12 protein-coding genes are annotated in these 12,590 nt (G+C 60.9%); 8 read left to right on the top strand and 4 right to left on the bottom strand.

Features of this window, described 5'->3' with window-relative positions; translation table 11 throughout:
• Positions 1-88: 88 nt before the first annotated feature.
• Genes GTU76_RS16625 through GTU76_RS16615 form a run of 3 tightly spaced genes read left to right on the top strand, consistent with a single transcriptional unit; the run spans position 89 to position 2,632 of the window.
• Positions 89-1,171, top strand: a complete 1,083-nt coding sequence (locus GTU76_RS16625; RefSeq protein ID WP_180699097.1) for a bifunctional transcriptional activator/DNA repair enzyme AdaA — start codon at positions 89-91, stop codon at positions 1,169-1,171.
• Between the two features lie 32 nt (positions 1,172-1,203).
• On the top strand, positions 1,204-2,001 hold the full coding sequence (locus GTU76_RS16620; RefSeq protein ID WP_180699096.1) for an isocitrate lyase/PEP mutase family protein: 798 nt from the start codon (positions 1,204-1,206) through the stop codon (positions 1,999-2,001).
• A gap of 1 nt (position 2,002) precedes the next feature.
• Positions 2,003-2,632 carry a DNA-3-methyladenine glycosylase family protein gene (locus GTU76_RS16615; protein WP_180699095.1) on the top strand — a complete coding sequence of 210 codons (630 nt, stop codon included), beginning with the start codon at positions 2,003-2,005 and terminating at the stop codon, positions 2,630-2,632.
• Positions 2,633-2,979: 347 nt separating this feature from the next.
• On the opposite strand, the gene GTU76_RS16610 is transcribed toward GTU76_RS16615, so the two are convergent.
• From GTU76_RS16610 to GTU76_RS16600, 3 genes are all read right to left on the bottom strand, one after another.
• The gene (locus GTU76_RS16610; protein ID WP_180699094.1) at positions 2,980-4,077 is read right to left on the bottom strand and encodes an extracellular solute-binding protein; all 1,098 of its coding nucleotides are present in this window, start codon (positions 4,075-4,077) and stop codon (positions 2,980-2,982) included.
• 2 nt (positions 4,078-4,079) lie between these two features.
• Positions 4,080-5,195 carry an agmatine deiminase gene (aguA, locus tag GTU76_RS16605; RefSeq protein WP_180699093.1) on the bottom strand — a complete coding sequence of 372 codons (1,116 nt, stop codon included), beginning with the start codon at positions 5,193-5,195 and terminating at the stop codon, positions 4,080-4,082.
• 104 nt (positions 5,196-5,299) lie between these two features.
• Positions 5,300-6,184 (bottom strand): LysR substrate-binding domain-containing protein, encoded by an 885-nt coding sequence (locus GTU76_RS16600; RefSeq protein ID WP_180699092.1) that lies wholly within the window; start codon positions 6,182-6,184, stop codon positions 5,300-5,302.
• A gap of 383 nt (positions 6,185-6,567) precedes the next feature.
• On the opposite strand from GTU76_RS16600, the gene GTU76_RS16595 reads away from it, so the two are divergent.
• Positions 6,568-7,083 carry an HvfX family Cu-binding RiPP maturation protein gene (locus GTU76_RS16595; RefSeq protein ID WP_180699091.1) on the top strand — a complete coding sequence of 172 codons (516 nt, stop codon included), beginning with the start codon at positions 6,568-6,570 and terminating at the stop codon, positions 7,081-7,083.
• A gap of 3 nt (positions 7,084-7,086) precedes the next feature.
• Here GTU76_RS16595 and GTU76_RS16590 read toward each other — a convergent pair whose 3' ends face one another.
• A complete protein-coding gene (locus GTU76_RS16590; RefSeq protein WP_180699090.1) occupies positions 7,087-8,703 on the bottom strand; it encodes a L,D-transpeptidase family protein in 1,617 nt (538 codons plus the stop codon).
• A gap of 151 nt (positions 8,704-8,854) precedes the next feature.
• On the opposite strand from GTU76_RS16590, the gene GTU76_RS16585 reads away from it, so the two are divergent.
• The 4 genes from GTU76_RS16585 to GTU76_RS16570 all read left to right on the top strand — a co-directional run bounded on the left by GTU76_RS16585 (position 8,855) and on the right by GTU76_RS16570 (position 12,165).
• Positions 8,855-9,565: a murein L,D-transpeptidase catalytic domain family protein gene (locus GTU76_RS16585; protein WP_175553996.1), complete on the top strand. Its 711-nt coding sequence runs from the start codon at positions 8,855-8,857 to the stop codon at positions 9,563-9,565.
• Positions 9,566-9,826: 261 nt separating this feature from the next.
• Complete coding sequence (locus GTU76_RS16580; protein ID WP_180699089.1) at positions 9,827-10,084, top strand: DUF2790 domain-containing protein; 258 nt, start codon at positions 9,827-9,829, stop codon at positions 10,082-10,084.
• A 9-nt stretch (positions 10,085-10,093) separates the two neighbouring features.
• Positions 10,094-10,765: a heavy metal response regulator transcription factor gene (locus GTU76_RS16575; RefSeq protein ID WP_180699088.1), complete on the top strand. Its 672-nt coding sequence runs from the start codon at positions 10,094-10,096 to the stop codon at positions 10,763-10,765.
• Positions 10,762-12,165 (top strand): heavy metal sensor histidine kinase, encoded by a 1,404-nt coding sequence (locus GTU76_RS16570; protein WP_180699087.1) that lies wholly within the window; start codon positions 10,762-10,764, stop codon positions 12,163-12,165. The genes GTU76_RS16575 and GTU76_RS16570 overlap by 4 nt, the downstream gene beginning before the upstream one ends.
• Positions 12,166-12,590 lie beyond the last annotated feature (425 nt).

The following is a 12,590-nucleotide window of genomic DNA, read 5'->3' as shown; positions in this document are numbered from 1 at the left end:
GCGACCCGGTCATTGTGGTGCAGAATCGAAAAAATTCACTGTCGATTTTTCGGTGGAGCCATCGACAAACTGGTTTTACTCTCAGCCCATGAACATACAAACCGCTGTCCTGCCGCCCCACGCCGAGATGGTTCGCGCCATGCTAGAACGCGACACTGCCTATGAAGGCGTGTTCTTCACGGCCGTGAAAACCACCGGGATCTTCTGCCGCCCCAGCTGCACGGCGCGCAAGCCGAAACCGCAGAACGTCGAGTTTTTCGCCCATGCCGACGAATGCCTGTCGGCCGGATATCGCGCCTGCCTGCGCTGCAAACCGCTGGACGCCGCCGCCATTGCGCCGGACTGGGTGCAGCGTTTGCTCAAAGCCGTGGAGACCGACCCGGAGCTGCGCTGGAGCGATGCGCAACTGCGCGCCGAAGGTATCGAGCCGCTGAAGCTGCGGCGCTGGTTCAAGCAACATTTCGGCATGACCTTCCACGCCTGGTTGCGCACGCGCCGGCTGGGCATGGCACTGGGCGGGATCAAGCAAGGCACCTCGATTGATCACGCTGCGTTCGATTCGGGTTATGAGTCGCTCAGCGGGTTTCGCGATGCCTTTCAGAAGTCTTTTCACATCACCCCCGGCCGCGTCGCGCAGAGTGAACCGCTGCTGTTCACCCGGTTGACCACACCGCTGGGGCCGATGATCGCCATGGCCGAGCGCCGTGGGCTGGTATTGCTGGAGTTTCTCGATCGCCCGGCGCTGACCCGCGAAGTCGAGGAGCTGCAAAACCGCTACGGCTACGCAGTCGCGCCGGGGCACAACGCGCATTTGCAGCAGATCGAACAGCAATTGACGGCGTATTTCGCCGGTAAACTCAGCGAGTTCAGCGTGCCACTGCACTTGCCCGGCAGCGAATTTGCACGGCAGGTCTGGTCAGCGTTGCTGCAAATCCCCTACGGCCACACCAGTACATACGGCGCCATCGCCGCCGGTTTGGGCAAACCTGGCGCCAGTCGTGCGGTCGGTCTGGCCAACGGACACAATCGGCTGTCGATCGTGGTGCCCTGCCATCGGGTGATCGGCGCAGACGGCTCGCTGACCGGCTATGGTGGTGGGCAGCCGCGCAAGGCGTTTCTGCTACGGCTGGAAAACGCCGCCGTGCAGCTCACCCAACCATTGGCTTTCTGACCAACCCGATCAACTGACAAGAAGGATTTTTGATGAACGCGCTCGCTACGCAGTTTCACCAGTTGCACCAGCAAGGCCTGTTGATTCTGACCAATGTCGCCGACGCCACCGGTGCGCGACTGGTCGAGCACCTGGGCGGTAAAGCCGTGGCCACCAGCAGTGCGGCGGTGGCCTGGGCCCACGGTTATCCGGACGGCAACACCCTGCCCCTTGAACGGCTGGTGTCGACGGTGGAATCGATTGCGCGGGTGATCAGCATTCCGTTGACCGTGGACGTCGAGGCCGGTTACTCCGATGACCTCGGGCGCGTGGCGGAAGTGCTGGATGCGGTGATCGCGGCGGGTGCCGTGGGGATCAATATCGAGGACGGCTCTGCGGATCCGGAGTTGCTCGCGCGCAAGATCGAAGTGGCGCGACAGGTTGCCGGCAAACGCGATGTCCAGTTGTTCATCAATGCGCGCACCGATGTCTATCTGAAAAGCCTGGTGCCGGCCGAAGATCGCGTCGCCGAAACCCTGCGCCGCGCGGCGCTGTATCAAGCGGCCGGCGCCGATGGTTTGTTCGCGGCGGGCGCCACGTCGGCCTATGAAATCGAGGCCATCTGCAAGGGTACTGCGCTGCCAGTCAACGTGCTTGGCTTTGCTTGCCTGCCTTCGCCGCAAGAGCTGCAAGCGCTGGGCGTGCGCCGCTTGAGCGCGGGTTCCGGCATCGCCGAATTCCTCTATGGCGCCATGGGCGGGCTGGTGAAAAGCTTTCTGGCCAGCGGCAAACTCGATACCCATGACCTCAAGGCCTTCACCTATGGCGAAGTCAACGGCTTGCTGAAATAACATGCCTGACGCTTATCAGGCAGCCAGCGCGTTTCTGGCCGCGCTTGATCCGCACTGGCAGCGCCATATCGCAGCGATCGGCCCGTGCCTGCATCAACCGCATCCGGCGCGTGATCCGTACGAGTCGCTGGTGCGGGCGATTGCTTATCAGCAACTGCATGCCAAGGCCGGAGATGCGATTGTCGGGCGGCTGGTGGGGTTGTTTCCCGGGCAGTCGTTTCCGCGTCCCGAGCAGATTCTGGCGACGGAGTTTGATCGCATGCGCGGTTGCGGGTTTTCGGCGAGCAAGATTGCGACGATTCAGGGGATTGCTCAGGCGACGCTGGCGGGTGTGGTGCCGGATTACGCTACGGCGTTGGCGATGGATGACGAGGCGCTGATTGAGCGTTTGATCAGTTTGCGCGGGGTCGGTCGCTGGACGGTGGAGATGTTGCTGATCTACAGCCTGGAGCGCATGGATATTTTGCCGGCGGATGATTTTGGTGTGCGTGAGGGGTATCGGCGGTTGAAGGGGCTGGAGGTGCAGCCGACGCGCAGGCAGATGGTCGAGATTGGTTTGGCGTGGCGGCCGTATCGGACGGTGGCGGCGTGGTATTTGTGGCGGGTGCCGAAACTGTTGCCCTCACCCTAGCCCTCTCCCAGAGGGAGAGGGAACTGATTGGGGGATATTGGAGATTTACGCCGACTTGAAATAGCGCCTGTGAATCCATGAACGCCAAGACTTAGATCCATAATCGACTCGGTTTTTCAGGTCGATGTATAACGCCAGACACCTCGGTCGGCCCCCTCTCCCGGAGGGAGAGGGTACTGATTGGGGGAGATTGGAGATTTACGTCGACCTGAAATAGCGCCTCTGAATTTATGATCGCCAAGACTTAAATCCATAATCGACCCGGTTTTTCAGGTCGATGTATAACGCCAGACACCTCGGTCGGCCCCCTCTCCCTCCGGGAGAGGGCTGGGGTGAGGGTCAGCTTTTCACAGCCCGGATTTCAACCGGCTGAACGCCCGGATCAACGCCCGATTGAACGCCTTGCCATTGTCATTCTTGCTGTACAGCGTGGCCCTGACGTCGGCCGACGGATACGTCCCCGGATCATTGCGAATCGACGCGTCCACCAAACCATCCGCCGCCGTAATAGCGTTGGCGTAATGAATGGTGTCAGTGATCGGCGCAATCACCTCCGGCGTCATCAAATAATCCATCAATGCCAACCCCGCCTGCGGATGCGGCGCGTCCTTGGGCACGACCATGGCATCGAACCAGATCAACGTGCCCTCTTTCGGAATCCGGTAACTCAACTTGAACGGCTTCTGCGCCGCTTCCGCCTGCCCCGCCGCGATCGCCACATTGCCGTTCCACGACATCGCCAGGCAAGTATTGCCGTTGGCCAGATCGCTGATATTCAGGTCATTGTCAAAGTAGCGAATGTACGGCCGGATCTTCGCCAGTTGCTGCTCGGCGAGTTTCAAGTCATCGAGGTTCTGTCGGTTTATATCCAGCCCCATGTACTTCATGACAGCAGCGAACACCTCGTTCGGATCGTTGAGCAGACTCACCCCGCAATCGGCGAATTTAGCCACCACCGCCGGATCGAACAACATCGCCCAACTGTCCGTCGGCGCATCCGGCAAACGCTGCTTGATCGCCTGCTCCTGATAGCCGACGCCAGTGGTACCCCAGGCGTAAATCCCGGCGTAACGATTGCCTGGATCGAACACCGCCATGTGCTGGCGAAACTCCTCGCCAACCCCGGCAAAGTGCGGGACTCGGGCCTTGTCCAGCGGCTGGATCGCGCCGCTTTCGATGGCCCGCGACAGATGCTGGCCGGCGGTCAACACCAGGTCGTACCCGCTGCGCCCGGTGAGCAGTTTGGTCTCGACAGTTTCCAGCGAATCGAAGTGATCAGCGACCACATGAATACCAGTCTTCGCCTCGAAACTCTTCAGCGTATCCGGCGCCAGGTACTCGCCCCAGATGTACAGATTAACCACCGGTTTCGCGCTGTCGGCGGCCTGCACACACAAGGGTGCAAGCACCAGCAATAACGCTTGAGTCAGTTGGTGCAGGCGCATGGTCAGGCTCCTTTTTTCGAGCCGGCGTATTGCGGCATGGTGATGCACGCGACGTTGCCGCCGCCAAGGAGAATTTCCCGGGAGTTTTCGATGCCGACGATTTTGTGCTGCGGGAACAGTTCGGCCAGCGTCGCCAGCGCCACTTGATCGTTGCGATCACCAAACAGCGGCACCACGATCGAGCTGTTGCCGGCGTAATAGTTGATGTACGACGCGCAGATTTTCGTGCCGGCCTGACGGGTGTGGGTGCTGTCCTGCTGATCGAGGCCGTCAGCTTCTTCGGCCGTCCACTCGAGCACGTCCGGTTGCGGCAATTTGTGCACGATCAGCTCACGACCACGGCTGTCGCGGGTGCTGCGCAGGATGTCGTAGGCTTCCTGATAGATTTCCCACTGCGGATCGTCACGATTGTCGGTCCATTGCAGCACCACTTCGCCGGGACGGACGAAACAGGCGAGGTCATCGACATGGCCGTCGGTTTCGTCGAACTTGCAGCCGCGTGGCAGCCAGATCACTTGCTCGGCACCGAGGTAATCGGTCAGACGCCGGGTCACTTCGTCCTTGCCCAGATGCTGGTTGCGATTGCGGTTGAGCAGGCATTGTTCGGTGGTGAGGATGCTGCCCTGGCCGTCGCTCTGGATGCCGCCCAACTCGGCAATCAGCGGCGCGCGGTAGCGGTCGAAACGCTCGATCTCGAGGATCTTGCTGGCGATCTGATCGTCCTTGTCCCACGGGTAATACAGCCCGCCGTCGAGGCCACCGTAGGCGTTGAATTCGAAGTCGACGCCACGCACTTCACCGCTCTGGTCGTTAACCACAAAACACGGGCCACTGTCGCGGAACCAGGTGTCGTTGCAGGTCATCTCGACCACGCGCACTTGCGGCGGCAACTGCCGACGCGCCGTGGCGAATTGCGCGGCCGATGCGCAGACGGTGACCGGCTCACTTTGGGAGATGGCGGTGACGATCTGCACCCAGACTTTCTGCGCCGGTTTCGCGCCGTTGCGCCAGACGTCGGTGCGCTCCGGCCAGCCCAGCCAGCAGCCGGACTTGGCCTCGAATTCGCCGGGCAAACGGAAGCCGTCGTGTTTGGGGGTGGAGTCGAGCAAGCGTGCCATGGTCAAACCTCGTCTTCGCGATAGGAATGGAATGACCACAGGCTAAGGGCGCAAGCCATGCGCCCGCCAACGATGATTATTGCGGAACAGTTGAATTCAACTCATCAATCGGCCAGTTGATCGTTGAACCATTCGAGCATCTGCGCCACCGCCGGACGCTCCAGCCGCAGCCGTTCACAGACCAGCGCGTATTGGCCAAGGGCGGTCATACTGGATACGAAGGGCCGCACCAGCCGGCCACTCTGCAGATCTTCCTGCGCGGTGAGGTTGTCGCCCATGGCCACGCCCTGCCCTTGCGCCGCCGCTTCCAGCGCCAGACCGGCGTGGGCGAAATACAACTGACGCTGCGGGCGCAGATCACCGGCGTGGCTGGTCAGCCAAGCGGTCCAGGTCTTGCCGTCCTGATCGTCGTGCAGCAGGCAGTGGCGAACCAGATCTTTGGGTGTTTTCAAGGTGCCTTGGTTGAACAGGCCGGGGCTGCATACCGGGAAGAACTGCAGGGCTGGCAGCGGCCGCACGAAGTAGGCGCTGCTGTCCACCGGGCCGGTGCCGTAGGTGATGGCCAGATCAATGTCTTCGCCGGGGCCCGTGGCGTCGATCGGTTGTTCGTAGAGGTGCAAGGTGATGTGCGGGTAGCGTGCATAGAAATCGGTGAGGCGGCTCATCAACCATTTCTGCGCGAGTTCGGCGGTGACGGCCAGCCTGAGCACGGCTAGCGAGGATGGATCGCGCAATTCATCGCAGGCCTCGCCGATCAGTTCGAAGGCCTGTTGCAGGCTTTGCATCAGGCGGCCGGCGGCGATGGTCGGGCGGATTTGTCGGCCTTCGCGGATGAACAGCGAGACGCCGAGTTGTTCTTCGAGCTGGCGGATCTGATGGCTGACGGCGCTGTCGGTGACACAGAGTTCGGCGGCTGCCCGGCCGAAATGCGCGTGGCGGGCGGCGCATTCGAAGGTGCGCAGGGCGGACAGTGAGGGGAGTCGTCGCATGTGGGGTGGTCCATTTTTTTAGGTCATGCTGACTGGGCTGTGGGTCTGCGTCCAGCCCTGTTGCCCTCACCCCAGCCCTCTCCCAGAGGTAGAGGGAGCCGACCGAGGTGTCTGGCGTCATCCATCGACCTGAAAGACTGAGTCGATTATGGATTCAGAAGAAAACTCTCACGTCGGCGTACCTCTTCAATATCCCGCGGTCAGTCCCCTCTCCCTCGGGGAGAGGGTTAGGGTGAGGGGCTTTTGACTGTATCGCACTGTATACCCCGAAGCCGTAGACACACCAAAAGCACAATCCGCCACCCCGCAGACACATCCCCGATACACCCCGACGCTGAAATACCCCGGTCGATTCAACTTGCCCAATCCACCGGAGACGCATCATGACCACCACCCTTTCCACCGCCGTCAAAGGCCTGTACCTGAACCTCGACCGCGCCGGTACCTGGCTCGCCCCTCTGACCCTGCGCCTGTTCATCGCCTGGGAATTCTTCGAGTCGGGGCTGGAGAAATTCAACGGGCAGAACTGGTTCGAAGACATTCAGGACCGATTCCCCTTCCCGTTCGACCATCTGCCGGCAACGCTGAACTGGGAACTGTCGATGTGGGCCGAGCTGATTTGCGCCCTGGCGATCCTGGTCGGTGTCGGCACACGAATCTCGGCGATCTCGCTGATCGTGGTCACCGTCGTCGCCACCGCCGCGGTGCACTGGCCCGCCGACTGGTCGTCGCTGAGCGAGCTGGCACAGGGTTATGCGATCACCAACAAAGGCTTCGGCAACTTCAAGCTGCCGGCGATTTACCTGGCGGCGCTGATTCCGCTGGTGTTCGCCGGCGCTGGCAAGTTGAGTATCGATGCGTGGCTGGCGCGGGTGTTCTGGCACCGCCATGCTCGCTGAGGCTCAATGCGCTCGATCGAGCCCCACCAGCAACGCGCTGTCGCGACTGTAGATGTCCGGCGAATAGCGCACATGGCCAGCGCTATCGACCTGCGCGGTCCAGTAGGTCATCAGGATCGGGACCGGCGCCGACAAGCGGAATTCATGGGTCGTACCCGTGGCGAGCAAGGTGTCGGTACGGGCTTTTTCCGCAGGGGTCAGCAGCAGATCGCGCAGCTGCATCGGGTGCTCGACGCGCACGCAACCGGAGCTGAAGGCGCGTGGACCTTTTTCGAACAGCGCCTTGCTCGGCGTGTCGTGCAGGTACACCGAGAACGGGTTGGGGAAGCGGATGACCATTTGTCCCAACGGATTACGCGGCCCGGCATCCTGACGCAGCATGATGTTGCCGGGGTTGTCCCAATCGATATCCGCTGCCGCCAGCGGCTGACCGTTGGCGTCGAGCACTTGCAGGTTCTGCCGGCTGAGGAAGGTCTGGTCCTTGCGAATTTCCGGTAACTTGTCTTCCTTCCAGATGGTCGGCGGCACGGTCCAGGTCGGGTTCAGGGTCAGGCGCGTAACCCGCGATTTCAGTAGCGGCGTCTGACGTTCGGCGCGGCCCACCTGAGTACGCGTCTGCCACACCGGCACGCCGCCCTGATACAGCGTCAGCTCGGCAGCGGCGACGTTGACCAGCAGGCCATCGGGTTCCATGTCCTGGGCCATCCAGCGGAAGCGCTCAAGGTTCACGCGCAATTGTTCACGGCGGGTCAGCGGACTGATGTTGAGCTCGGCAATCGTCCCCGGCCCGACCACACCGTCGGCCTGCAAGGAATGGTTGGCCTGAAAACTCTTCACGGCATCGACCAGCACGCCGTCATACGCATTGCCGGGCGTACCAATGATCTGAGTCAGATAGCCTTCGCTGTACAGCCGCTGAGCCAGTTCCGGCACACGTTTGTCTTCCATGGCGGGGCGCAGCAATGGCCCGCTGCCCACCGATTGCCATTGCGGCAAGGCTTTGAGCCGTTGCGCCGCGTAGAGCTGTCGCAGGTCCTGATATTGCGCCAGGCGCGGACGGGCCAGGTCAAACGCGCCGGGAATGTCATGCATGCCCGGTACGGCGATGGCCAACAATTCCGCCTGACGGTCACGCGGGGTGGCGTCGGCATGCCACAGCGGTTCGAAGTGCGATTGCAGCAGGCGACCGTAATGCAAATCCTGCAGCGCTTGCAGGTAGTAGCGACTGATGTCGATGTCGGCGCACAACTCACCATCCTGCGGCGCGCTGATCGCGATCGGATAGCGTTTTGGATTAAGCCCATCATCGGCCAACAGCTGCAATTGCGCCTGCAAAACCGGCAATCGCGCAGACTCACTCGCCCACACCGGCATCCAGTCCTGCTGCTGGTAGAAGGCCTGCAATTGCGTCAGCGCCGGGCCGTTGAGCTGTGCAGCAATCGCCGGGCATGACTGCGCCAGACTGATCAACACAGCCTGCAACGGACTTTGCGGCTCGACCGGCATCTCGGCTGGTGGCGTCGGCAATGTCTCCAGCGGCGGCAGCGGCTCATCGGCACAAGCGACAAACGGCGCAGCGAGCAAACAAATGCTCAAGTAGCATGCGTACTTTTTGAACAACTGCTTTACTCCAATCCATGGCCGTCCAGATGATGGCCAACCTTACATCAGGTGCGCTGAACAGTCAGGCTCGATCGACGGGCTTGCGGGTATTGACTGGGAGTCAGGAGCCGAAGTGCCAAATAAGTAGCAAGTGAGGACACTTTATAAAATGTTGACGTTTTTGCGCCGACTTCTGCTGACTGCCACCGCTATCGTCGTGACCAGTCCAGTTTTTGCCGCCGGCAAACCATCGCCGGTTCTCTACACCAGCCTCGCGCACGCCGCGCCAGAACTCAATCCCCAAGCGCTGAAAGGTGCTTTGAACGCCATGCAATGCGCGGTCAACAACGGTGCGAAACCGTCCCGCCATCTGGCGATCATCGACTATTCGCAACCGTCCACCGAACGCCGACTGTGGATTTTCGACCTCAGTAAAAAGAGGTTGGTGCTGCGCGATCTGGTCGCCCACGGCTCCAATTCCGGGGAAAACTTCGCCACGCAGTTTTCCAATGTCGAAGGCAGTTACCAGTCCAGCCTCGGCCTGTTCCGCACGCAAGAAAGCTACAGCGGCACCCACGGTTATTCGCTGCGCATGGACGGTCTGGAGCCGGGTTTCAATGACATGGCCCGTGATCGTGCGATCGTCATTCATGCGGCCAGTTATGTGAATCCGCTGTGGAGCAAGAAACAGGGGCGCATCGGCCGCAGCCAGGGTTGCCCGGCGGTTCGACCACAGATTGCCAAGCAGGTGATCGACCGGTTGAAGAATGGCCAGTTCATGTTTTCCTGGTACCCGGATCAGCGCTGGTTGAGGTCTTCGCCGTACCTGAACTGCCAGCCGCAGCAGGTGGCGAGCATTCTGAACACGCATGCGAGCTGAAGATCTCAACTTCACACAACTCACTGTGGGAGCGAGCTTGCTCGCGAAGAGGCCGGCACATTCAACATTGATGTCGCCTGAGCTGACGCTTTCGCGAGCAAGCTCGCTCCCACAGGAGATCGTGTTGAATTCGCAAAATACGCGCACCCCGTTTCATTACAACTTTGTCATTCAGCTGTCGGTTTGCCGTGCGGATCGCTCGGTAGCCTGAAGTTGTCCCGGCGCCAATGCCGATCAACTTTGACCACTGAGTGACTGACCATGAAAAGCCTCCTGCTCGCCTTCACCGCCCTCCTCGCCATCGGCAGCGTGTTCGCCGCGAACATGCCCGACACCGCCGTGATTCATGACAAATCCGGCTTCTACGTCAATCTGGATGTCGACAAAGTCCTGTCCAGCACCGATATTTCACAAGCGTGTGGCGTGGTCCCGGCGCAATTGAATTACCTCGACCATCAGGGCCGCGAGCATGTGCTGAACTATGACGTACAAGGCAGCGGCTGCATCAATGACCATTGAGACTGATCGATGAATATTCTGGTTGTCGAAGACGAACCCAAGGCGGGCAACTACCTGCTCAACGGTTTGCAGGAACTGGGTTACAGCGTCAGCCTCGCCCGCGACGGTGCCGACGGCTTGCACCTGGCGCTGGAACACAGCTTCGATGTGATCGTGCTCGATGTGATGATGCCCAGGATGGATGGCTGGGAAGTCCTGCGCCGGTTGCGCAAGGAAGCTGACACGCCGGTGCTGTTCCTCACCGCCCGCGATGACATCGCCGACCGCGTCAAAGGCCTCGAACTGGGCGCCGACGATTACCTGATCAAGCCGTTTTCATTCGCCGAACTGGTGGCGCGTCTGCGCACCCTGACCCGGCGCGGGCCGATCCATGAAGACGAACAATTGCAAGTCGCCGACCTGCAGATTGACGTGCTGAAACGCCGCGTGAGCCGCGCCGGGGTGCGCATCAACCTGACCAACAAGGAGTTCGCGTTGCTGCAGTTGTTCGCCACGCATACCGGGCAGGTGTTGGCGCGTTCGCTGATCGCCTCACGGGTGTGGGACATGAATTTCGACAGCGACACCAATGTGGTCGATGTCGCCGTGCGCCGCTTGCGGGCGAAGATCGATGACCCGTTCCAGCTCAAGCTGATCCACAGCGTGCGCGGCATCGGCTATCGCTTCGATACGCAGCCATGAGTGCCCATCGTCCGCATTCGCTGACCCTGCGTCTGGCGCTGGTGTTCGCCCTGCTCGCCTTCGCCTCACTGGCTGGTCTCGGGGCCGCGCTGTACAACGAACTGGAGGAGCAACTGATCCGCCGCGATGACACTGCGCTGGTCAGCCGCGTCGATCAGTTGCGCAGCTTTCTCAACGACAGCAACACCCTTGAGTTGATCAAGAACAAACCGGCGCTGTTCCAGAACATGCTCGGCAACCGCGAAGCGCTGTTGACCATCGGCACGCCGGGGCAACCGCCGCTGCTGGTGGTCAACCCGGGCAACCTGAACACACCGACGTTGCCGGCGGTACCCATCGACCAGGCGATGACGCTGAAAGATGTGCAGCATCTGCCGAGCGTCGACGGTGTGCCGTTTTCGGCAGTGGCGGCGAGCATCGATTCCGGCGAGCTGGGCAATCTGCAAGTCACCACCGGGCGCCTGATGAGCGAGCGCACGGCGATGCTCGCCAATTACCGTTTGAGTGTTTATGGACTCGCCTCGCTGGCGGCGCTGTTGCTGGCGGTGGTCGGTTGTCTGCTGGTGTATCGCGGTCTGCTGCCGTTGCGACGACTGGCGAAACACGCCCACGGCATCGGTGTCGGCAACCTTGGTGAACGCCTTGCCAGCAGCGGTGCGCCGCGCGAATTACAGCCGATGATTGAAGCGTTCAATGCCATGCTCGACCGCCTCGCCAAGGGCTTTGCACAGTTGAGTCAGGTGTCCACCGACATGGCCCACGAGTTGCGCACGCCGATCAACAATCTGCTTGGCGAAACCCAGGTCGCGCTGCAGCAGAACCGCAGCATTGAGGCCTATCAACAATTGCTCGCCTCCAACGTCGAAGAACTGGAGCGCCTGACGCGTATGCTCGACAACATGCTGTTTCTGGCGCGCACCGATCCGGCCAGTGCCTTGAGTCAGCGCCAGGAGCTGGATGCGGCGGATGAGATGCAGCGCATTGCCGATTATTTTGAAGGGCTGGCGGCGGATGTCGGCGTGTGCATCGAGGCACGCGGCAGCGGCGTGATCTGGGCTGAACCGATGTTGTTAAGACGCGCGCTGGCCAACCTGTGCGCCAACGCAATCAAGTACGGTGCGGCGGATTCGAAGGTGCAGGTGGAAGCGATTGCCGAGCCGGACGGCAGTTATCTGCGGGTGCGCAACCAAGGCGCGACCATTGCCCCTGAACATCTGGCGCGACTGTTCGAACGCTTCTACCGCGTTGATCAGTCCCGCGAGCGTTCGGCGCAATCCAATGGTCTGGGCCTGTCGATTGTCGCGACCATCATGCAATTGCATCAGGGCCGCTATAGCGTCAGCAGTGCCGATGGCATCACCTGCTTCGAACTGTTTTTCCCCACCCGGCAACCAACATAAATCGCCAACACACCACAAATCCCTGTGGGAGCGAGCTTGCTCGCGAAAGCGGTGTGTCAGTCTCTGGAGATGTTGGCTGTACCGACCTCTTCGCGAGCAGGCTCGCTCCCACATTTGATCCCGGTTCGGCCGAAAATCTACTGATCAACCCGCTCCCACATTTGATCCCGGTTCGGCCGAAGATCTACTGATCAACCCGATCCCACATTTGGTCCCTGATCGGCTGAAGATCTACTGATCAACCCGATCCCCTGTGGGAGCGAGCCTGCTCGCGAAAGCGGTGTATCAATCACTGGAGATGTTGCCTGTACCGACCTCTTCGCGAGCAGGCTCGCTTGTATGGTAGGACTTGAAGGGAGGAGGAGGGACAAGGCTCGATTCTGACTGTTAGCGCAGTACAGACCGTGGGAGATTTCACCCTCCTC

It is taken from the genome of Pseudomonas crudilactis, from assembly GCF_013433315.1.
Classification (GTDB): Bacteria; Pseudomonadota; Gammaproteobacteria; order Pseudomonadales; family Pseudomonadaceae; genus Aquipseudomonas; species Aquipseudomonas crudilactis.
This window is presented reverse-complemented; position numbering and strand designations above follow the sequence as displayed.

Bases quoted from the DNA above. Each gene is read 5' to 3' on its own strand.
- GTU76_RS16610 (WP_180699094.1), bottom strand. From the start codon at position 4,077: ATGCGCCTGCACCAACTGACTCAAGCGTTATTGCTGGTGCTTGCACCC.
- aguA (WP_180699093.1), bottom strand. From the start codon at position 5,195: ATGGCACGCTTGCTCGACTCCACCCCCAAACACGACGGCTTCCGTTTG.
- GTU76_RS16625 (WP_180699097.1), top strand. From the start codon at position 89: ATGAACATACAAACCGCTGTCCTGCCGCCCCACGCCGAGATGGTTCGC.
- GTU76_RS16620 (WP_180699096.1), top strand. From the start codon at position 1,204: ATGAACGCGCTCGCTACGCAGTTTCACCAGTTGCACCAGCAAGGCCTG.
- GTU76_RS16575 (WP_180699088.1), top strand. From the start codon at position 10,094: ATGAATATTCTGGTTGTCGAAGACGAACCCAAGGCGGGCAACTACCTG.
- GTU76_RS16570 (WP_180699087.1), top strand. From the start codon at position 10,762: ATGAGTGCCCATCGTCCGCATTCGCTGACCCTGCGTCTGGCGCTGGTG.
- GTU76_RS16595 (WP_180699091.1), top strand. From the start codon at position 6,568: ATGACCACCACCCTTTCCACCGCCGTCAAAGGCCTGTACCTGAACCTC.
- GTU76_RS16615 (WP_180699095.1), top strand. From the start codon at position 2,003: ATGCCTGACGCTTATCAGGCAGCCAGCGCGTTTCTGGCCGCGCTTGAT.
- GTU76_RS16600 (WP_180699092.1), bottom strand. From the start codon at position 6,184: ATGCGACGACTCCCCTCACTGTCCGCCCTGCGCACCTTCGAATGCGCC.
- GTU76_RS16585 (WP_175553996.1), top strand. From the start codon at position 8,855: ATGTTGACGTTTTTGCGCCGACTTCTGCTGACTGCCACCGCTATCGTC.
- GTU76_RS16580 (WP_180699089.1), top strand. From the start codon at position 9,827: ATGAAAAGCCTCCTGCTCGCCTTCACCGCCCTCCTCGCCATCGGCAGC.